Source organism: Poriferisphaera corsica (genome assembly GCF_007747445.1).
In the GTDB taxonomy this organism is placed as follows: Bacteria; Planctomycetota; Phycisphaerae; order Phycisphaerales; family Phycisphaeraceae; genus Poriferisphaera; species Poriferisphaera corsica.
The window spans coordinates 3,834,476-3,857,188 of record NZ_CP036425.1; the positions used below are offsets into that span (position 1 = coordinate 3,834,476).

General features: G+C 46.9%; 14 protein-coding genes. 11 read left to right on the forward strand and 3 right to left on the reverse strand.

Features of this window, described 5'->3' with window-relative positions:
• Positions 1–648: 648 nt before the first annotated feature.
• Positions 649–1,887 (reverse strand): alpha/beta hydrolase family protein, encoded by a 1,239-nt coding sequence (locus KS4_RS15660; RefSeq protein WP_145080303.1) that lies wholly within the window; start codon positions 1,885–1,887, stop codon positions 649–651.
• A 746-nt stretch (positions 1,888–2,633) separates the two neighbouring features.
• Here KS4_RS15660 and KS4_RS15665 point away from each other — a divergent pair.
• The 7 genes from KS4_RS15665 to folE all read left to right on the forward strand — a co-directional run bounded on the left by KS4_RS15665 (position 2,634) and on the right by folE (position 13,038).
• The gene (locus KS4_RS15665) at positions 2,634–3,731 is read left to right on the forward strand and encodes a LacI family DNA-binding transcriptional regulator (protein ID WP_145080306.1); all 1,098 of its coding nucleotides are present in this window, start codon (positions 2,634–2,636) and stop codon (positions 3,729–3,731) included.
• 463 nt (positions 3,732–4,194) lie between these two features.
• Positions 4,195–6,087, forward strand: coding sequence for a sodium:solute symporter family transporter (locus tag KS4_RS15670; RefSeq protein WP_145080309.1), 1,893 nt, complete (start codon positions 4,195–4,197; stop codon positions 6,085–6,087).
• Positions 6,088–6,235: 148 nt separating this feature from the next.
• Positions 6,236–7,216, forward strand: coding sequence for an ROK family protein (locus tag KS4_RS15675; protein WP_145080312.1), 981 nt, complete (start codon positions 6,236–6,238; stop codon positions 7,214–7,216).
• On the forward strand, positions 7,216–8,160 hold the full coding sequence (murQ, locus tag KS4_RS15680) for an N-acetylmuramic acid 6-phosphate etherase (RefSeq protein WP_145080316.1): 945 nt from the start codon (positions 7,216–7,218) through the stop codon (positions 8,158–8,160). Before KS4_RS15675 ends, murQ begins: the two co-directional genes overlap by 1 nt.
• Positions 8,161–8,298: 138 nt before the next feature.
• Positions 8,299–10,212 carry a beta-N-acetylhexosaminidase gene (locus tag KS4_RS15685; RefSeq protein ID WP_200761351.1) on the forward strand — a complete coding sequence of 638 codons (1,914 nt, stop codon included), beginning with the start codon at positions 8,299–8,301 and terminating at the stop codon, positions 10,210–10,212.
• A gap of 78 nt (positions 10,213–10,290) precedes the next feature.
• On the forward strand, positions 10,291–12,252 hold the full coding sequence (mnmC, locus tag KS4_RS15690) for a bifunctional tRNA (5-methylaminomethyl-2-thiouridine)(34)-methyltransferase MnmD/FAD-dependent 5-carboxymethylaminomethyl-2-thiouridine(34) oxidoreductase MnmC (protein WP_145080322.1): 1,962 nt from the start codon (positions 10,291–10,293) through the stop codon (positions 12,250–12,252).
• 162 nt (positions 12,253–12,414) lie between these two features.
• Positions 12,415–13,038, forward strand: a complete 624-nt coding sequence (gene folE / locus KS4_RS15695; protein ID WP_145080326.1) for a GTP cyclohydrolase I FolE — start codon at positions 12,415–12,417, stop codon at positions 13,036–13,038.
• A gap of 11 nt (positions 13,039–13,049) precedes the next feature.
• Here the strand turns inward: folE and KS4_RS15700 are convergent, their stop codons facing one another.
• On the reverse strand, positions 13,050–14,171 hold the full coding sequence (locus tag KS4_RS15700; RefSeq protein ID WP_145080328.1) for a GntR family transcriptional regulator: 1,122 nt from the start codon (positions 14,169–14,171) through the stop codon (positions 13,050–13,052).
• A gap of 259 nt (positions 14,172–14,430) precedes the next feature.
• Here KS4_RS15700 and KS4_RS15705 point away from each other — a divergent pair, with 259 nt between their 5' ends.
• Entirely contained in the window at positions 14,431–16,416 is a 1,986-nt protein-coding gene (locus KS4_RS15705; protein WP_200761352.1) for an OPT family oligopeptide transporter, read from the forward strand.
• 56 nt (positions 16,417–16,472) lie between these two features.
• Here KS4_RS15705 and KS4_RS15710 read toward each other — a convergent pair whose 3' ends face one another.
• Entirely contained in the window at positions 16,473–17,261 is a 789-nt protein-coding gene (locus KS4_RS15710) for a sugar phosphate isomerase/epimerase family protein (RefSeq protein ID WP_145080331.1), read from the reverse strand.
• Between the two features lie 745 nt (positions 17,262–18,006).
• On the opposite strand from KS4_RS15710, the gene KS4_RS15715 reads away from it, so the two are divergent.
• The 3 genes from KS4_RS15715 to KS4_RS15725 all read left to right on the forward strand — a co-directional run bounded on the left by KS4_RS15715 (position 18,007) and on the right by KS4_RS15725 (position 22,682).
• Positions 18,007–20,421: an alpha-L-rhamnosidase-related protein gene (locus tag KS4_RS15715; protein ID WP_145080335.1), complete on the forward strand. Its 2,415-nt coding sequence runs from the start codon at positions 18,007–18,009 to the stop codon at positions 20,419–20,421.
• Positions 20,422–20,700: 279 nt separating this feature from the next.
• Positions 20,701–21,675, forward strand: coding sequence for a LacI family DNA-binding transcriptional regulator (locus tag KS4_RS15720; RefSeq protein ID WP_145080338.1), 975 nt, complete (start codon positions 20,701–20,703; stop codon positions 21,673–21,675).
• Between the two features lie 11 nt (positions 21,676–21,686).
• On the forward strand, positions 21,687–22,682 hold the full coding sequence (locus tag KS4_RS15725; protein WP_145080342.1) for an acetylxylan esterase: 996 nt from the start codon (positions 21,687–21,689) through the stop codon (positions 22,680–22,682).
• Positions 22,683–22,713 lie beyond the last annotated feature (31 nt).

A 22,713-nucleotide genomic window follows, 5' to 3' on the forward strand; every position in this document is an offset into this window, starting at 1 on the left:
TAGTCTTGATATACAACAGCTGCTGCTGTGAAGTGGCAGGGGAACTGATTTCCCACTAAGGCCCTGCGAAAGCAGGGCTTTTTTTGTTGCGTACGGTGACTATTGAGCGGTAAGTGTAATAAATCTATTCTTACAATTCTCCTCATCCACCTAATCGTTAGTTATCTCTAATTGCTTCGGCTAGGTGAGATGGACGATCAAACGATCTTTTCGCCAGACATAAAGCGAGAGATCTATTCGATATTTGAAGATCGATTCTTGTCGTTGTAACGACTGAAAGATGAGAAGCAACAAGAACCGAAAAGGGGAGAAGCAGTGATAAAGATTGAAGCAGAAAAACTGACGAAACCGTGTCACACGATACTGCGGGAGAAGAATCTGTGAAAAGGTATGCCTGCAGCGATGATTAGCTGTAGGCATTGTATGAGATAAACTGTGCATATGATTGCGGTGGATACTATATTCATATCTATCTAATCATTAGTTTGTTTGACTAGCTATAGCCATGTGTTAATGGATACGTCTTTTGAGGCATGGTTATTGCGTCTGATTGCGTTTGGTTTCGATGAGTTTTTGTTGTGTTCGTGCAACTTGATGCGTGTGTATATCAGCGGCTGATGCAAGTCCATAGGGGGGGGGGGGGGGGGATTAGTGCATGCTCACCTGGTGTGACATGGGTTGGTAGTGGAGGCCGGCGATGGCGTTGGTTCGCGGTGCGGCGGCGGGATTGAGATTGGTGTCGAAGAAATTGACGATGGATTGCCAAGTGGCTTGTTTATAGAGGAGTGACCAGTGATCGTCGCCGGGGAAGGTGATGCGTGTTGTGTTTTTCGGGCGGGCGGTTTGGATTTGTTCGGAGGCATATGACGGGCAGATCTGGTCGGATGTGCCGTGGAGGAGGAGGAGTGGGGTTTGAGTTTTGGTGATGGCGGTGGAGGGTGAGAAGGTGTCGGGATTGACGCGGAGACGTGAGGCGGCTTCACGGAGGCCGTCTTCGACGAGGTTGTTACCGCCGAGGGATTGAAGGGTGGCGTAGAGTTCTGGGTGGAAGATTTTTGCGATGTTCATAGGCGCGGTGGTGTCGGCCATGAAGTTATTGGGGGAGATTGAGGCGATGGCTTTGATGCGTGGGTCGTTGGCGCCGGCGAAGATGGACATCATTGAGCCGTAGGAGTGACCCATGATGCCGAGGTTACCTGAGAGGAGGTTACGGTCTTGGAGGTCGTCAACGAGTTGTTTGAGGTCATGGGTTTCGAGCTTGCCGAAAGTGATCTGTTCACCGGTAGAATCGCCTTGGCCGCGCAGGTCGGGCATGATGACACGGTAACCTTGGTTGGAGAGAACAGCGGCGAGTGGCCAGAGGTAAGGTTCTTTGCGGGTGTAGCCGGAGTGACCTTGTAGAAGGATGATGGTGCCGCGTGGTTTTGCGATATATTTTTGGCGGAGTGTGGTTTCATTGACAGCGGGATGAGAGATGGTGATGCAGAGTTGATAGGGGAGGTAGTCGGCGGAGATGGTGCGGTTGTGCGTAGCGATGGGCATGGGTTCTGCGTCACGGACAGCTTTCTCCCAAGGTTTATCGTCATGGAGAGAGAAATCGGAGTGGACGTAGTAAAAGTTGGGCTTAGGTTCGACGACAAAGTAGGTCATCAGGGCGGCATGTTTGCCACGGCCGACGGGGAGGACATTGGCGGCATCGAAAAGGAATGGGATATCCCGGGAGATGTCTTCGTTGGCTTTAACTTTGATGGTGAAGTTAGAAGCGGTGGGATTTGGCGCTTTGAGCACCTGATCGGCAATGATACCCTGCAAGCAGCCTGGCAGGGTGAAAATGGACAGGAGCAGGAAGAGAATGGCAAAGCCAAAACGACGGGTAGGAATGCGCATTAGTTGAAAACTCGATGTTGTTGTTCGTGACCCAATCACTGATTGCTCAACCGCTGCGGAGGAAGGAGGAAGGCGTCAAAAATTTTGCGGGGTGAGGTATGCGTATTTATGAGGGAGACGCGTGGGGGAATCGAGGAATGCGTTCCATATATGATAGGTGAGATTAGGTATTATCCAAGGGTTAACCTGTATTTTTTTAAAAACTGTATGTGACATATTGCGAGAACACGTCTAGTACGATTTTCGTAAAAAAGATCGATTAAGTCTATATTGTCGTGAAACGGATCCCGTTGGGCTGCGTCAGTTGTATTGAGAGCTGATTGTGGTCATTTGGGTCGAATTTTGGAGGATGTCGGTTGGAAAAACTGAACATTCAGTCTCGATTGGGGCTAGGAGAATGAGATGTGGGATTAGGGAAATGGTCGTATGATTGAAGGAGATTTATATTGCCAAGAATTAGGTATTCGAGGATACTGAATAGTGATTGGCGCAATCTATCGATCCTTCAAATCAGGATGTTGGTGTGGACGGAGCGAAAGGAGGGGATAACGGATGGGAACATGGGACGGGGTAAGCGGCTGGGATGGGGCGAACAGTGAGAGAAATGGGCTGAGTTGGGTTGTATTTGGGCAAGCAAGAGCGAGCCTAAGTTAATACTGGGATATACTTGAAGTGAAGTATGTTCAGGTGAGATTGACGGGGAATACGGCGTACGAGAAGCGTATGCTGAACATTGAAGGATATTCATGACGACAACTCCATCTCCTAATACTAAGACATTGCAGCCGATCGAGGCGAGAGCGGGTTGTCCGCTGTACGAGGTTGTGAAGGAAACGGTTGTTAGCGCAATAGAAACGGGGCATTTTCTGCCTGGTGGCCGGATGCCGAGTACGAAGGAATTGAGCCGCCAGCTGGGTGTGTCACTGGTGACAGTGCATCGCGCGCTGCAAGACTTGGTGAACGTTGGCTATCTAGAGCGAACGCAGGGGCGTGGTACGTTCGTGGTGGAGGATCGCAAGAGCAAGACAAGAGAATTTCGTTTTGGGTTGGTGATCAGACGTGAAGCATCGGTTGCTGATATTTATCACAGCCAAATCTTAGAGGGGATGCGTCAGGCATCGCATGAGCATGCGATTGACCTGAATATGATGCATTTTGAGAACGATCCGCGAATGGATTGCGATGGGCATTTACTGATCAATCCGACACAACAACAGTTGTTGGAGTATGCGGATAAGTTAAATCGCAATCAGCCGGTCTTGGTGGTGGGGACAAAATCGTCGATCAAAGGCGCGCCATCGATTGACGTGGATAATGCGAATCTGGCGGATCAGGCGATCCGGCATTTGCACAGCTTGGGGCACAGACGATTTGTGTTAGTGGTGGGTGCGAGGGAATTGAGCACCAGCCAAGAGCGTGTGAAGGGGTTTGATGCGATTTGCGACCAACTGGGTATTGCCCGTGAGGATCGTGTGATTGTGCAGGCGAGCAGTTGGCATTTGCTGGCTCAAGATAAAATGAAGCTGACACGAGCATTGAACATTGCGAACAGGCCAACGGCGGTGTTTGCAGGCGGGTACTTCCTGTCGCTTGATACGTATGATGCTGTTTCGACGATCGGGTTGCGAATACCGGAAGACATTTCGGTGGTGGGCGTGGACGACCCGGCGAGTGCAGCTCACTTGTCGCCGCCGCTGACGACACTGAGACAGCCACTGGCTGATATTGGCTACAACGCGGTGATGACGATGCGTGAGCACCTGACAAACAAAGATCATGAATTGCATTCACAGATCTTGCAGCCTGAGTTGGTGATCCGGAAAAGTTCGGGTTCACCGCGCTGATTTGAGACTTGCTGAAGGGCGAATGTAATATCAACAAAAGAATAAGAACCCTGCCCTATCGGGCGGGGTTTTTTTGTGGCAGAGAAAGGGGGAATGATGTGAGAAACTAGCGAAGTTTGCGTTGACGTTTTGGGCGAAAATACGGTATATTATATAACAATCTGACACGAAAAAGGGGAAGGAATTTCGTACAGATGTTTGCGAAAAAGGGGGGAGGGAACAGGTGAATGGGTTGATGTGTGTGAGGTGATATTGCTCTGCGACAGTTGAAGTATTAAACGTATAAGTTGTTTTTATATTTAGCGTTAGTACTGTAGAGCGGCGTTGACAATTGAAGGATTGATGATGAGTCGTCGAGCAAGCGAGAAAGCTTTGATTGCGAAATTCGTAATAGAAGTTGTGCTAAAAGCTGAGGTTCACATCTTTCTGGCAGGTAAAGTAACCACATTTTCTGGATGAACTGATGACGTACACACTTGCTGCTTTCGGCACACTGGACTGGTTTGTAATCCTGGGGTACATGGCGGTCATGGTAGTCGTGGGTCTTTTCGCGTCGAGGGGACAAAAAGACGAAGAGACTTACTTCTTAGGTGGTCGAAAGATCCCAACGTGGGCGGCAAGTATTTCGGTGCTTGCAACGGCGTTGTCTGCGGCAACGTTTATTGGTGTGCCACAAAGTACGTATAACGGCGACATCAGTTACATGATTTTGAATATCGGCGGGATCATTGCTGCGATTTTGGTGGCAACGATGCTGATTCCTGCGTACTACAAAGCGGGTACGGTGACGATTTATGGTTATCTAGGCCAACGAATGGGTAGCGGTGCGAAGATCGCGGCGAGTATCACGTTCTTCTTTGGTCGGCTGCTTTCATCGGGTTCACGCTTCTATATGGTGGGTATCCCGTTTGCGTTATTGATCTTTGGCGAGCGATTTTTAAATCCTGAAACAGAGAGCATGAGCTTCATGGAACGATTCCTGGAGCAGGATATGTTCATGATCTTCACGCTGATTATTCTCGGGATTATTGGCGTGGTTTATGTTGCGTTTGGCGGGATTACTGCGGTGATCTGGACGGACGTAATTCAGTTCTTCGTGATGACAGGGGCTGTGATCTTTGCGATTGTTTGGATCTATACCAGCTTGCCTGCTGATACGGATGTCATAAAGGAGCTGACTGAAGCGGCGGTTTATGAGGTACAGCAGGTCGAGGCGAATGTGCTGGGGAATGCTGAGGGGGCGCCGGCGATCGAGGATACGGGGATTGTGAATGATGCGTTGAGCGCTGAAGCGAAAGGATCCGTGCTGGTTCAGAAGATGAACGAAGACGGCACTGTATTTACTAAGAATAAGCTGAATCTTTGGGACTGGGGTATCAGCAAGGCTGGCGAACTGGAATACTGGAAAATGTTTACGTTCATCGCGGCGTTGGCATCGATCTTAGGCACGATGGCGAGTTACGGTGTTGACCAGGATATGGTTCAGCGCACGATGACGACGAAGTCGCCGGCGAGAGCGAGCTGGGGGATGGTGAGTGCGATTTTGTTCAGTATCCCGGTTGTGTTCCTGTTTGTGATCGTGGGCCTGCTGCTGTCGTTCTACTATGCGAGACCTGACATCATGGCGCCCGCTGAGGTGCTATCAAAGGAAACATCTGGGTTTGTATTCCCGATGTTCATGAAGAATGAGATGCCAACGATTGTGGCAGGCTTGGCTGTTGCTGGTTTGCTGGCTGCTGCAATGAGTACGTATGACAGTGCGGTGAACTCAATGTCATCTACAGCGGTGACGGACATCATTGCACCGATTGCTGAAAAGATGGGCCATAAACTGGATTCGAAGAAGACGTTATTCTTCTCACGAATCATGGTTGCGATCGTTGGTGTGATGCTGACGGTGTTTGGTGTTCTTTCAATCTATCTTGCAAGAACGTTTACCGACCTGCTCTCCTTCGCATTGGGTGTGATGTCTTATCCGTATGCTGGCTTGTTGGGCGTGTTCCTGGTTGCTGTTTTGACGAAGAAACGTGGCAACTCAGTGAGTGCGATTGCGGCGATGGTTGTGGGCGCTTCACTGGTGTTTGCACTAAATAACTCGGCAACCATTTGGTGGTGGTTTGAACATGGCTTCACGAAGGCGACTCCTGAAGAGTGGACGGCTTGGTGTGAGTTCCATGTGATTCAGTGGCCATACTGGATGCTGATTGCGACACCGATCACGTTTACGATCTGTGCTTTGGGTAAGTCACCTGAAAAACTGGTACGTAAACAGGCGGAAAAGAAGCAGATTGAAATCGAAGAAAAAGCTGAGAAGAAAGCTGCGAAACGTGCGGCAAAAGGCCAAGCGCGTGCGTGAAATTGAAGACTATCGGTCGTTGGCATTCGGTTTGTAAGGATGTGAACGATTGAGCAAGGATAAAAAGGGAGCGGACTATCGGATCGCAGTAAAAACGTGGAATGCGTTTTACTGCGGTCCGATATTTATGCCGGATACGTAAGAATCAATGATTGAGTTGAAGGATGTCATTTCGATAGGTGTGGATATCGGCGGAAGCGCTACGAAGATGTCGCTCCTGCATGGGGAAGAGGAAGTTGTATTGCGCGGTGAGTTTCGCAGCAGGCCGGGATTGGCACAGTTGGGTGATGAACTGAGTGAGATGCTGGATGTGCTTTTGGGGATGAGTGGTGGGGGTTTGAATCGAGAAGATATTAATGCGGTGGGTGTATCGTTGGCTGGGCCAGTGAATGCGGATGGTGTGTTGGAGCATGCATCAAATATTCCTGCAATGAAGGGGTTGATGATTGGAGATTGGTTGCCGGGGGTTTTGGGTGTGGACTTAGAGGCATTGGCATTGACCGACGCACTCAGTGCGGCGTTGTGCGAGCATCAACGAAATCCTGTCGCAGGGCGAGCGATTTACTTATCGATGGGGACGGGTGTTGGGGGCGCAGTGCTGGATGATGGTATCCCGCTTGTGATAACACGCGGGACGCCGGGACATTTTGGTCATTTGGATGTATCAGGGGGTGAGGACGATGCGCCGATGATTGTGGGGAGTGGGCGGGGATCATTGGAGGCGTATGTCGGAGCGAATATGCTGCGTCAGGCAGGGGTGCCGCTGGAAGATCCAGAAGCATGTCTGGAGCATGACCGGATGCAGATGGCGTTGGGTGGATTGTCGCGGGGGATCAGGATATTGCTGGCGATTTACCGGCCGAACTATATTTATTTGATGGGCGGGATGTCGATGGTGTTCGAGCCAACATTGCCGCTATTGCGTACGATGATTGCGGATGGGTTGACACCGGCGGCGCCAGAGCAATGGGTTGTTGAGCGAGCGGAAAGTGGCCCGTTTGCGGCAAGTATTGGGGCGGCGAGTGTGGCACAAGCGAAGGTCTTGCGTAACTGTATGAAGCACGACGGGATGAGCGAGACAGAGATCAGGATTCAACAGGCTTCAAAACGTAAGGCGGTAGACGCGTAATGAGTGAGTTAGTCAATCAGGCCAAAACAACGGAAGACCGTGGACACCTGACAACAGAGAAGCGATTAGACGCTTCGAGCGAGTTGGATACGCTGTCGACGGAAGGAATGTTGCACGTGATGAATGGGGAGGACGCAAAGATAGCAGCGGCAGTCGAGAAAGCGGTGCCTGCGATCGCAGGATTAGTGGATTCGATCGTTGAGCGGATGAAACGGGGTGGACGCATTATGTATATCGGTGCGGGGACAAGTGGGCGTTTGGGCGTGTTGGATGCGAGTGAGATACCGCCTACGTTTCAGGCTGATCCGAGTATGGTGGTGGGTATTATTGCTGGAGGCGACGGGGCGCTGCGAAAAAGCAGTGAGAGTAAAGAAGATGTTTACGATGGATCATACGAGGCGTTGGATGAGCTGGGTGTGAATGGTGATGATGTAATGATCGGGATTGCGGCAGGTGGGACGACGCCGTATGTGTGGGGAGCGTTAGAATATGTGAAGAAGAAAGGGGGCGTGACGGGGTTTGTCAGTTGTGTTGAATTAGGCGAGATTGAAAAACGATTTGGTGTTGCTGTTGATCATAAGATTGAATTGATTGTTGGGCCGGAGGTTGTAACGGGGTCAACGAGAATGAAATCGGGAACCGTGACAAAGCTCGCACTGAACATGATTTCGACAATCACCATGGTGAAGCTTGGGAAGGTTTGGGGGAACTTGATGGTGGATGTGAAGGCAACAAACGCAAAACTTGTTGATCGTGCTGTGCGAATGCTAATGGGGCAGACAGAATTAGAACGGGAAGATGCTGCGAAGCTGCTTGAAAAAGCGGATGGGCATGTCAAGGTCGCTCTTGTCATGCAGAAGAAGGGGATTAATGCGGAAGAAGCGCGGTCGTTATTGACTAAATATGAAGGGGTGCTGCATCCGATCTTGGGGAGGCCACGATAATTCGAGAGTGGGTTTGAATCGGAGAGGGATACAGTTCAGTGTGGGACAACGTAGCGAATACTGCCGCGCATGGTCGCGGCTTTTACTAATGAATATCGAGCAGCATAAAGCTGCTTACGAATACCAAGGAGTATGGTTGTGATACTTGTTCCGATGCCACGCGAGATGAAATGTGTTGAGGGTGTGTTGAAAGTTGGCGGCAAATTAGCGGTTACATACGAAGGATTGTCGCCAGCGTTTGCGGAACGTGCGAAGGCGGTCGCATTCGATGCGGTTGCAGCGGCGTGCGATAAGGATGTGCAGGATGAAGTTAAGGTTGCATTAAAAGTCGATGCGGCAAAAATCGAAAACAACCAAGGATATGAGCTAGTCATCAGCAAGGATGGAATCAAGGTTGTGGGTGGTGGTGATGCAGGTGTGTTTTATGGGTTGATGACAGTAAAGCAGATCGCGAGACAGTCTAAGGGTGGGTTAGATTATGTTTCGATTCAAGACTGGCCGGATTTTGAGCACCGCGGAGTCATGATGGATATCAGTCGAGATAAGGTTCCGACGATGGAAACGTTGCGGATGCTCGTCGAGATGTTCGCTGAACTGAAGATCAATGAAGTTCAGCTGTATATGGAACATACGTATGCATATGAAGGGTATGAGGTGGTGTGGGAAGAGGCTTCTCCGATGACACCAGAGGAATGCAAGGAGTTGGATGGGTGGTGCCAAGATTACTTTATTGATCTTGTCCCGAACCAGAATACCTTTGGGCATATGGAACGTTGGTGCAAGCATGAGCCGTACCGTCAGTATGCGGAAGCACCTGATGGATTCTGGCGTGACGAACTGAAAGAGCCATGGTGGGTGGCAAATCCTGTGAGCTTGTGCCCGACGGACGACAGGGCTATCTCATTATTAGATGACATGTTTGGTAAGTTACTCCCAAGCTTTACCAGCGGGACGTTTAACATTGGGATGGATGAAACGTTCGATCTGGGCAAAGTGCGGACAAAAGAGATTTGCGCCGAGAAGGGAAAAGGGCGGGTATACCTGGATTACCTGCTGAAGGTCTACGATCTTGCGGCGAATAAGTATGGGAAGAAAGTGCAGTTCTGGGCAGATATTTTGCTTCACTATCCTGAGTTAGTAAATGATTTGCCAAAGGATATCGTGGCGATGAACTGGGGTTATGAAGACGATCATCCGTTTGAAAAAGAATGCAAGATTCTTGGGGAGAGTGGCCGACCGTTCTATGTGTGCCCAAGCACATGTACGTTCTTGTGCGTAACAGGACGAACAGAAAACACGATGGCTAACCAGCGAAACGCGGCCTACTACGGGAAGTTGAATGGCGCAATTGGTTACCTGAATACGGATTGGGGTGATAATGGACATTGGCAACCACTAACAGTGAGCTTACCGGGTTATATGTATGGAGCTGCGGTGAGCTGGTCGCTGGATACTAATCGCGAGTTAGACATAGCAAAAGCAATGGATGAGCATGTATTCATGGACAGTGCTGGTGTAATGGGCAAGACGGTGATGAAGGCAGGAAGCATGCCAGTGCAGGTCGCGAAAGTGTCGAAGAATTGCTTGGGCTGGTTGATGCAGCGTCTTGAGAACAAATATTTGGGTGATCAAATGTTTAAGATGCCTTGGTTCAATATCGGGCCGATTAATGAAGAAAACCTGAGCGAAGCGGAAACAATCATGGATGAAGTGATTGCGGAGTTGGATCAGGTTAAAATGGATCGTGCGGATGCAGATCAGGTTGTACGTGAAATGAAGCTTGGATGCGAGTTAATCAAAATCTCGGTGCATCTAAATAAAGCAAGAGTAGCGGAAGACGTTGCGTCGTATGACTTGTTAAGTGAGGCGAAACGGAAAGAACTGGCGGCTGAGCTTAAGGCCTATATTGGGCCATATCGGGAGAGTTGGTTGAAGCGAAATCGTGAAGGCGGATTAAAGGATAGTGCGGGTCGGTTTGAAACGATTTTGAAGATGCTGGAAAATGCTGAGCCGTATGTTTTACCTAAGCCTGCATTTGAGATTGCGAAATAACTATAAGAAATTAATGAAAGAAAAACGCTCAGTTATGCTGGGCGTTTTTTTTTGCCTAGATCCGGATATGATGTATTGATGAGCGGAATTGAGAAACCAAAACTGACTTGGGGCGAAGACGGTGTACTGAGAAGTGAACTGTTTGAGGATGTATACTTTTCTGTTGAAGGCGGCGCAGAGGAAACACGGTATGTGTTTTTAGAAGGAAACGGACTGCCAGAACGATTTACAGAAAAAAAGAAGTTTGTGATTGCCGAAACGGGGTTTGGAACAGGGCTGAATTTTCTAGTCACTTGGAAGATGTGGCAAGAGGCCAAACAACACGGAGAGGTTGATGAAGATGCAGTGCTGGAGTATGTATCTTTCGAAAAATATCCGCTCAGCCTAGATGAAATCAAGCAAGCGTTGGGGTTGTTTGATGAATTCAAAAATGATCTGGAATGGTTTGATATTTATTACCCGGAAGTATTGATGCGGGGCGTGCATAAGATCCAATGGATTGATGGGGTGGTACTGACACTCGTGCTGGGTGATATTAATGAAATGATTTCAGAGATGCGATTTAAGGCGGATGCATGGTATTTAGATGGGTTTTCGCCTAGCCAAAACAAAGGGATGTGGACGGAGCATGTGTTTGATTGGATAGGTAAATTAACGGCCCCAAAAGGGACGGTGGCAACTTTTACGGCAGCTGGATTTGTTCGGCGCGGGTTAATAGGGGCGGGATTCGAGATGAAAAAGGTGAAAGGGTTTGGGAAAAAACGGGAGATGTTGGTTGGTGCATACTGCGGTGCTGGCGTGATTGAAGATGGCAAGCCGTGGTTTGATATTCGTGCTCCGAAGATTAAGCCTAAGCGCGGGTTAGTAATTGGTGGCGGTATTGCAGGGTGCGCGGCGGCATGGTCATTGGCTGAACGAGGCGTCACAGTTGATTTGCTTGAAAGGAACACAATTGCAAGCGGCGGATCGAGTAATCTTGCGGGATTGTTTCAGCCGCACCTGTCGGTTGAATGGAGTGAGCAAGCACTTTGGGTTAATACGGCGAATCAATATGTGATGCAATGGTTGGATCAATACGCGATACCCAATGATGTGCCGATGTATGATCAGTGCGGAGTGTTTCATCCGGCAATAAATGAGCGAGATGAAAAACGATTTAGAAAAATCATTGAAGCGGATCATTGGCTGCATGGCGATGCGGTGAGATGGGTTGAAGAAGGAAAAGGTGGGTGGAAGCGTCCGGAGAAATGTACGTACGGCGGATTGATGGTAGATGCGGGAGGATGGGTAAAACCAAATGAATTATGTGAAATGCTTTTAAATCACAAAGGTATCGCTGTTTTTGAAAAACACGAAGTACAGCGGCTCATTAGAACTGATGATGAGAAGTGGGCGATAAATAACGATTGGGATACAACATATGATGTGGTTGTGATTGCAAACGCGATAGATGCGAAACGGTTTGATGTTTTGAATTGCTTGCCGCTTCGAGTTGTGCGCGGACAGCTGAGTATGATTGAAGGTAATAGCGGATTAACATACGCGGTGAGTGGAGATTGCTATATATTGCCAAAAATAGATGGAAAATCAGTCGTGGGCGCAACTTTTGGGCCAGATGATTTTGATATGGACGTACGAGAACAAGATCATGAGAAGATTATGACGGATTTAAAAATGGTTTTACCGAAGGCGTGGGAGAGATTGAAAGACAAGCCTTGGAAAGGTAAGGTTGGATTTAGATGCGTCGGGGAGGATCGATTGCCAATGGTGGGCTGCGTACCTGATATTACGTTTTATGAACGTGCGTATCAAGATTTAAAGGATGGCAAGGTAGGTAAGCAATACGAGAAAGGGCGATATCTACCTGGTCTGTATGTGAATCTGGCACATGGTTCTCGCGGGTTAGTTTCTGGATTGCTTGGCGGGGAATTGATAGCGGCAATCGCTCATGATGAAATTTTGCCTGTGGAGAAATGTGTGGCTGATGCGGTGAATCCCGCAAGATTTGTGATTCGAAAAATAAAACGCGGTTTAGTTTAGAAATCATGATCTATGTATATTGATGACAGAATAGGGCTAGGTGAATGGTGTTACATGATTTATTTATCTTTTGATTGATTTACTTTTTAGAATCATTCGATGTTTGGTGGAATGATTTTTAGAGGTTCGCAGTTATGTTGCTGACGAATGAAGGGAATGAACATGATTGAAAAGGTAAAGCCCGAAGCAGTCCAAGAACGGACGGATGCTAATGGTCACTTAAAAATAGATTTCGAAGCCGCCGAACATGCAATGCGGCAGTTTTTACATGCGATGGGTGAGGATGTTGATCGCGAGGGGATTATTGATACGCCACGTCGCGTGACAAAAGCGATGATTGAGTTGATGTCAGGGCGGCTTGAGGATGTGGGTGAAATATTAAGTCGTCGATTCAAACAAGAGACTGATTCGCCGGTGATGTTGCGGGATATAGAGCTTTTTAGTTTGTGTGAACATCATTTATTGCCGTTCATTGGGAAGGTACATATTGCATATTTACCTGGTGACGGACATGTGGTTGGTTTATCAAAGTTGGCACGGCTAGTGGATGCTTATGCTAAGCGACCTCAGATCCAAGAGCAATTAACGAATCAGATCGCGGATGCACTGATGGAGCATTTAGAGCCTAAGGGTGTCTTAGTCTGGATCGAATCAGAACACATGTGTATGAAGATGCGTGGGATTAAGAAATGCAATCCGGTCATGCAAACTATTGCGGCGCGAGGATTGTATGAATACGATCGTGAAGCAAGAAAAGAACTGCTGGGTATGCTACGAGGCACGTAAGTAGGAAGTCTTTAGCAGGAATCGCGCACAATCAGATCGCATGGCAATTCAATATGACGCTGATCATCGCCTGTAATATTGAGTTTATCGATCAATAAATTGAATGCTGTACGACCAATCTCATTTAAAGGCTGATGTACTGTGGTGAGCGAAGGGGTCGATTTTGCGGCGGGTTCAAGGTCATCGAATCCTGCTATGGCAATAGTATTAGGCACGTCAATATTGTTTTCTTGGCAGTAGTTCAAAATGTTCAATGCAATCATATCATGAAGACAGATGATCACTTCGGGTGGCTGGCGCATTGCAAGAAGGACTTGGATCTCTTGTATGCCTTGTGAAGAGACTTCACGTGGTGCGGTCATGAGGAAATACTCGTTTGGGATGGGCAAACCTGCCTCTGACATCCCGCGACGAAACCCTTGCTCGCGCTGATTGATGGTATACACGGTGGAATCACCTGTGAGAAAGGCAATGCGCTTGTAACCTTTTTCGATGAGGTGCTTGGTGAGTTGATAAACACCTTCATCATTTTGTGCTGTGACAAATGAGACATCGGGATCATCACAGTCATCTAGCAGCATATCGAGAACGACAACGTGCTGCCCGGTATTACGCAGCATCTGAATGATTTGCAGGTTATTGGGATTAGGGGTGTGCTGAATCGGAAAGAAAAGTGAGCCGATCGCTTTCTGTTTATTGAGCTGAGCTGCTTGCTCATATGCGGTTTTCGAGTCTTGGCGATTATTGTAAAGAAGAATTTCGTAGCCTTGCTTTTTTGCCTCGGTTTGGATGGATTCGATGATTTGATCATAAGCACCGTAGCCAATGGTGTTGAGTGAAGTTAGAACGCCGATGAGATTCTTTTGCTCCGTAGAGCGTTTGAATTTAACGAATGTGCCTGAGCCTCGGCGACGGAAAAGAAAACCATCTGCAACAAGCTCATTAATTGCACGATGAACGGTCTTACGTGAGAGGTTGTAATGCTTGCAGAGCGCAAGCTCGGTTGGGATCTGCTGACCGAGCGCGTACTCTCCTGAGATGATTTTCTCTTGAAGCATTGCACGTACAGCAGCATATCTCGGGAGATCTTTGCCTGGTAGTTTTTCCGGTGTTGTCTCGGGGCCGATACTCATACGCTACATCATATTAGATTCTTTTGAATTGAGACAATAACATCATTCCGAATATGGATTAAATCCAAGACACTGAGAAAACATAGGGGATTACGATCAATTAAAAGGATAGATTCGCGATCCAAGATAAGTATAAGTAGAAAATTGGGAGTTACGCTAAGAATTCGGACGAAATTATGATTGTCTGGTCGCAATACAGAGGATTATAGCACTGCACGCCTACACCGTGCTTACGATATATCTACCCAAGGGGATTAGCATGGCGATGCATCAGCACGATCGGGGTCACCATAAGAATGAACCTTATATCCCTGCATCAGCATCGTTGACTGAGATTACTGTTCGAGCGATTTTGTTGGGCATCAGCTTGAGCATTCTGCTTGGTGCGGCGAATGTATATCTTGGACTCAAGGCAGGTATTACCGTAGCAGCATCGATCCCTGCAGCGGTCGTTTCTATGGCTGTCCTGAAAATGTTCAAGAACTCGAATATTCTTGAAAACAATATTGTTCAGACTGCTGCGTCGGCTGGCGAATCTCTCGCGGCGGGGGTGATTTTTACAATACCGGCACTCGTGATACTTGGCATATGGGATTCATTTCATTATTGGGAGACAACATTGATTGCAGCTTTGGGTGGCGTGATTGGTGTATTTTTTACAGTCCCTCTTCGTCGCTCACTCATTGAACAAAACAAGCTTCAGTACCCGGAAGGCGTGGCAACTGCTGAAGTTTTAAAGGTTGGCGATCAAGGCGCAGGTGCAAAAAGTTTATTGGGCGGAGGAATTATTGGCGCATTATTTAAGCTTGGAGATTCCGGCTTTAGGCTATGGACGGGGATATGGGAGTTTGCAAAACCAGTTCAAGGCAGTGTGTTCTATTTTGGAATTAATCTATCGCCTGCATTAATTGCTGTTGGCTACATTGTCGGGCTCAATATTGCCACACTCGTTTTTATTGGCGGCGCAATCAATTGGCTGGTTGCAATACCTATTTATGTCGCAAGCAATGAATTACCTGAAAAAGAATCCATGATCGACTTGACGTATCACGTATGGTCAACCAAAACACGATATATCGGTGTTGGAGCTATGGTGGCTGGAGGGTTGTGGGCTTTAATTCAGATGAGGGGTAGCTTGTTTACTGGCGTCATCGCGAGCATGGAAGCTTACCGGCAAAGTAAACTTAAAAGTTCCGACCAAGTAATGCGTACAAGCCGTGACATTCCTATCCAATGGATAGGCCTTGCATTACTTTTTTCGTTGGTACCGCTTGTACTCATTTATATTTACATCGTCGAGCAAGTACCATTGGCACTGGGCATGGCGGTCATGATGCTCATTGCTGGTTTCTTATTCTCAGCTATCTCAGCGTATATGGCTGGCCTTGTTGGCTCCTCAAACAATCCTGTTTCAGGTGTAACGATTGCGACCATTTTATTTGCGTCATTATTGCTACTCGGACTGGGCATGGGTACGTCCAAGGGACCTGCTGCAGCGCTTCTGATCGGAGCGGTTGTCTGTTGCGCCGCCGCGATTGGCGGTGATAACATGCAGGATCTCAAATCCGGTTACATCGTTGGAGCCACACCATGGAAACAGCAGATCATGCAGCTAATCGGTGTGATCGCTGGAGCATTAGTCATGGCGCCAGTTTTAACATTGCTTCTCAAAGCCTATGGGATTGGGCCTATCACAGTTGAGGGACAAAAACCTTTAGCCGCACCACAATCCGAACTCATGGCTTCCGTGGCTCAGGGTGTGTTTGCTAAAAATTTGCCTTGGAATTTTATTATTGCTGGCATAGCTGTAGCAATCGCAGTGATCATTGCAGACCTCATTCTTGCAGCCAAAAAAGCATCATTCAGAATGCCTGTCTTGGCCGTTGCGGTCGGTCTATACTTACCATTCGAGTTGAGCACATCTATCTTCCTAGGCGGGTTAGTCGCGGCTGCTGCGGGGCTCTGCTTTAGAAGAAGACGCCGTAATCTACAGAGTAACATTGAACTCACAGCAGCAGACCATCATCGTGACAGCGGTATGCGTCGAGGGCTACTGTTTGCTGCGGGGCTTATCACCGGCGAAGCATTGCTTGGTATCCTATTGGCCATCCCAATTGTGCTATATAAAGGCATAAACCCGCTAGATTTTGGATTATCTTCTCTCTCTGCATGGCCTGGGATTATACTACTCGCAATCGTGCTGTATCTGCTATACCAACTCTCAACTAAGCACGCAAAAGAATAAAAAACAACGACGATTTTAGTCAATCGTCGCCGTTAGATAATGATGTATTGATGACTTTATACCATTGCAACCGGTAGGTCGCACAAGTTTTCCGCCACGTAATCCAAGCTAATTTTCAATGATTCAAATGGATCTACTGGACACTCATCTTGCTCAATAATAAACCACTCACAACCAGCAGCTTCAGCGGCAGGAATAATATCTTTAAAACTCAGATTACCGTTACCAATTTCAGCAAACGTGATCTCGTTTTTATCGGTGATCATGTAATCTTTCATGTGGAATAACGGTAGTCGGCCTGAAAGCTTATTACACCACGAAACATTCTCACATCCACCGTAATGAAGCCAATATGAATCGATTTCGCCTTGCAAATACGCTGGATTTGTTTCGTCATATATACGTTCAAGAATCACTTGGCCATTAAGCCTGCGGCATTCCATATGATGATTATGATAAGTTAGAATCTGCCCCGCATCAGCCAGCACCTTGCCTGCTGCGTCCAAACCTTTGATGAGTCCTGCAACATCGTCTTCTGAACCGAAATCAATATCCTGAGGCCAAGGGTAAGCTGTATACTTACACTTTAGATTATTGAGCTTTTCAACAACAGCTTCAGGTGTTTTCAAAATCATGTCTGGCGATTCATGTGTTGCACAACAGATCAAGCCTTCGCCTTCAATCATTTTACATAGTTCATGATCATCTATTTGGCATTGACCTGACATCTGAACTGCGGCATAGCCTATTTCTTTGATCTTCTTAAGTGATTTAGCGATATCCGCTGGTGACTGCAAAAAAGCTCTGCAGGTGTACATCTGCGCTGCTACTTGATTAATTTTCATAACACACCCTTAAAATAAATAGTAAAAAATCTACCCGATTTAAGCTTGCTACTCTATCAAACCTATTTCATGAGTAAATGCTATTTTGTTGAATAATGAAAATAAATGAGCAGCTAAACAGAACACCGCTACATAAACTCTGAATCAACAATTATCTATCAAAGGCAATAAGGCATATTCCGCTAGATATCCCATACATCTGCGTTACATTTATCGCACCTCGAACGGTACTGCATTCGTGCTAACAGTATCCATTTCGCACACTCATTATCACGATCTACCTCTTCAATCGAAATCATTCCTAAACAAAGTAACTGACACACAAAAGCCACCGCTATCTCACATCGCTTCAACTTCGTATTGATACAGCTCTGATCAAAAGCGATTTTCAGAAAATACGTACGTAATACTTTTTATCTTCACTTGCCTAAACAGCTTCCTAACCTACAACAAAAGCTTATCCAATCATCATTTATATCGGAGCGAGTTACCTATTTATCCTTCGTGCAATTAAAGTTTCGGCGACAATCATCTTGAGATCAACGATTGATTGAAACCTCGCCCGACATGCTGGCGTTCATTGCCTATTGAAGATACACTATACAATACTTTTGAGCAACTATTGCTCTTTAATTATTAACTTGAATCTGAATGCAAATAACCCAATAGACAGCTAATAAAAATAGATCACTCTCGAAACAGCAGGGCAGGAAAGCTAGATAACATACGGCGAAAAGAGGTAGGTATGCACAAAATCAGTTCAAACGCCAAAAGAATTTGGAGCAATGATAAGCCAAATCAATATTCTGTCTGTTTTTTCAGAAAAGTTTTTATACTTAACGAAGTACCGGAGACTGCCTCGTTTTTTGCTTATGCTGAACATCGCTGCAACATCTGGATCAACGGAACCTATATCGGCAGAGCACCTGCATACAGTCATCCCGATCAAGCGTTTGGTTACCAATACGATGTTACAACATTATTACGTCCTGGAAAAAACGCTATTGCGGTTTCGGTCAACGCCTTCAATTTCTCAACACATTACCACGTGCCAAGACATGAACCCGGCTTAGTCGCGGAGCTTATACTCGACAACACATCATTCCTTACCACAGACGCGTCATGGATCTGCAGCTCTGATACTGGCTACAAAAAGGATTCACCTAAACGAACATGGGCAATAGGACCTATTAATGTGATAGATCTCAAGCATGCACCAAGCTCAAATTGGCATAGCATTGACTATGATGAAAAAAAATGGACTCCCGTTACTACCCATGATGTATATGTAACGCCAGAGTCAGCCTACACACCAAGCCTAAAATATCAAACAATAGAGGCAAATAAAACAACGTTGTATTCAACGTCAACACCTCCTACCACCACAAATGATTTCAAACAATACGGACATCATCTCGAACAAACCGATTACAAAGCAGCACCTTCACATATTCGCATATGTACTTCTAAAGAAAACTGCATCAATCTAAATAGCACCTCTAAATCAACGGGATTAATTGTTGAAATCGATCTCGGAGCCAACCATACCGGACAACCATTTTTCGATATTACAACTGAATCTACTGGTACGATTGATATTGCATGGTCTGAAATTCTTGACGACAATCAACATCCAATGTTCTTTAAGCATGGCAACATTTTTGCTGATCGCATCTTAGTGACAACAGGGAACAATCAATACCTCAGCCCCGATTTTAGTTCCGGCCGATACATGTCACTTTTCTTACGCGAATTCCAAGGTCATATACACATTCATCAATTTGGCATGATCTCTTCTGAACCCGACCTCAATTTCAATGCAACATTTCAAACACCAACCCACACACATACGCAGATTTTTGATCTCTGCAAACGTACGCTACGCATGGGCACGCAAGAAGCGCTTCTGGATTGCCCATCACGTGAACAAGCAACTTACATAGGCGACGGCCATTACGTTGCCCATCACATCGCCCAAGCAACTGGTGACATTCGCTACTGGACCGATCTAATCAATCAACAGTTCCATCGTCAAGCACCCAATGGACTAATCCGTTCATCCATATACTCAGGTCGTAATGACACACTTTTGGACTACAACCTATTAGCAATCGCTCTGATGCGTGACTACCTACATTACACCAGCGATATTGAGACGATTCGAAGACATTTACCTGCCGCAAAAAAATGCCTTGAATTCTTTATCACACATTTAGACGACAACCATGTATTCACATGGGAGTTCGAAAAGGCGAATCATTCCAGCCCATGGGAAAATAAGTACAACCCAGATTGGCCTCATCTCAATGACCAAACCATCTTTATTGATCACCCGGGCATGGGATGGCATTGCAAAGGTGAACCGGGAATCAATCGATCAGGCATCAACGCTGCAATGAATGCGCTATTTTGCATCACCTGCGATGCTCTGGCTGACATCTGCCATGAAGTCGGTGAAATTAATGACGCAAACCAGTTACGCAATATTAAACAGCAAAACACGAAGCAGTCTATCAATCTGTTTTTAAATCAAGACAAACATCTATTCGCGGATGGCATTGATAATGATTGTTTACATAAACAAATAAGCCAGCAAACAAACACATGGGCCATGTTGGCCGGCTGGGCCGATCACAACCCACTTATCCAAGATGCGATTCTCGAACTACTCATTAACCCACCAGAAAATGCCGCTAGAAACACAGCGTATTTTTGGCATTTCAGCTTTCCACTCTTATACAAATACGATAGCCTCTCAGATGCACTCAAAATCATTGACGAAAAATGGGGCCACATGATCAAACGTGGGGCCACCACTTTATATGAAACATTCAATGGTGATCACTTTGACTCTCACTGCCACCCATGGTCCGCTTCACCACTACCTGTCTATCTCAATTACATTCTTGGCCTTCCCGACACTCACAATTGCCCTGATCACATCACCCTTAAGCCACAAACCAATCTACTTAGCATTGCCGAAGGCTCAGTCATCACAAAGCAAGGCCCGATCCAAATCAAATGGAACAATAATCAGATCATTGGTTCACTTCCCACAGGCATCACTGCTTCCCTAATTCTTCCCAATGAAAAACAACCCATCGCCACTGAACTATCTGGGAACTGGCAAATCAAGCACCCAGCCCCTACTACAGCTTAGACACCTCGACTAAGCGTATATCAATCATCCATGGTACCGGCCAATTCACAAGCTATCTTCTTATAAGCAAGCATTTAACGGTTACACACAGCAAGCTTTTTCCCACATTTCTTGGCACACACCCGCACAATAAGATATAATTGACTTCAAGGGCAACTTTTGCGTTTTATTGCTTAGTTGCCCATTCTCAGGAATTTCTTTTAAAATCTAAAGACTCCAACCTTCGTTTATTGTCTTTAGACCAATTAAAGATCAAGCATAATTCAGAGCGGCTTCAACATGGCTTCAAAGAAAACACAAGAATGTGGTTCAATCTACGACTTGGCAAAACAAACCGGCCTATCCACCAGTACCATTAGCCGTGTGCTCAATCAGCGTGGTCGCATCAGTACCGAAACACGCCAGCGTGTCTTGGCTGCTGCCCGAGCTGCAGGTTTCCGGCCTCGTGCGGCTGTTCGTCAACAGACAGTAGCTCTTGTTATTGACCGAATGAAATATGCAAGCTTCGGCGGCTTCGTCACCTCGATCGTCACCCACCTCATCTGTGAATTAGCCTCATATGATATGTCCGTTGAGGTCTACACCGAAGACAATCTTGATCAATTGGGAACACGTTTTATCGATGGCGTTATTGCCCTGACTTGGGATCCAACGTCTATCTCAAAATTACAATCTCTCAAAAACGTCCCAATCATTCTCATCAACCGCCCCAACTTCCCCGGCCTATCCACTGTTGCCACCGATCACAAGCAAGGTGGTGAGATGGTTGCCGACTACCTCATCAAACATGGCCACGAACGCATCGCATTTCTTGGCGAAGAACAAGACTGGGGTGCTAAACAACGCATCGAAGGCATTGAAGAAACACTTCAAAAAAACAAAATTACCAAATCAAACCTAATCATAGGCTTCACAGAACATCAACCTGTGTATGGCGCACTCAAACGTCTTCTCACACAAAAACCTACCGCTATTTTCCTCGCTGGTGAAGACCTCACAATCGAAGCTATTTACGTCCTCAATTCTGTTCTCAACACCAAGATCCCTAAGGACATCTCCGTCGTCGGCCTCGAATCCCCAAAAGTCTCACAGTTCGTCCAACCTCCACTTACTTCCCTCGCACAGCCACTCCACAATCTCGCCTCAGAGACACTCAACCTCTTACGTGATCAAATCGAAAAGAACAGTTCAAAACCACGCCAAATGGTCATTAGCAACCAACTTGTTGAACGCGAATCTGTCATACAGATCTAAAGGCTCTGCTTTTGTTCAAACACGATTATCCATTCGATCCGACCTATGGCTACCCTCTCTCCGATCTCCTAAAGGTCATGCCACCTCCCCCAGCACCTGGCTATGCTGAGTTTTGGCAAGACACATTTGCGCAAGCGATTCAAATCGATCCACAACCTATCGTCACCGACTCGCATACTACAATAAACAACTACCAAACCTATGATATTTCATTCACAGCCTGGCCGAACATCAAGCTTGGTGGTTGGCTTCTTAAACCCACCCATAAAGCACCACTAGCCAATATTATTGTGAGCCATGGCTACGGTGGTCGAGCTATTGTCGAAGCCGCACAACATAACATCCCCGCAAACTATTTCTTCTACTGCACGCGTGGCTTCCATCGCTCACAGCAACCTGACATCCCCATCAACAACAGCGATCTCCATGTCCTTTGCAATATAAACTCCCCCGAGACATACATTCATCGCTACTGCGTAGCAGACATCTGGGCAGCCGCCTCCGCTCTCATTCAACTCGAACCCGATCTCGCCCACAACCTTTTCTATACTGGCAGCAGTTTTGGTGGTGGCATGGGCGCGCTAGCCCTGCCCTGGGACACCCGATTCAAAGCCGCCTGCCTTGAAGTGCCATCCTTCGGCAACCACCCATTCAGACTCTCTGTTCCATGCATCGGCTCCGGCGAAGCTGTTCGAAAAGCGCATCTCAACAATCCTGCAATCGCCCAAACAATCAAGTTCTTTGATGCCGCATCGGCCACACAATTTATAACCATCCCCACTCATTACACGCTCGCACTTTTCGATCCCGCTGTCCCGCCCCCTGGGCAATTCTCTGTCTACAACGGGCATGCCGCACCAAAACACTACAGCACGATCAAAGGCGGGCACTTTATCTATCGCGGGATCAAAGAAGACTACAAAAATTATGCGCAAGCGCAGAATCAATTCTATTGTGATCTCATATCAGGACCAAGCAAACAAACCCTTCACCCAATAGCTAAATAAATAGCTCACTCTGCGATCCACAAGTGAGCTG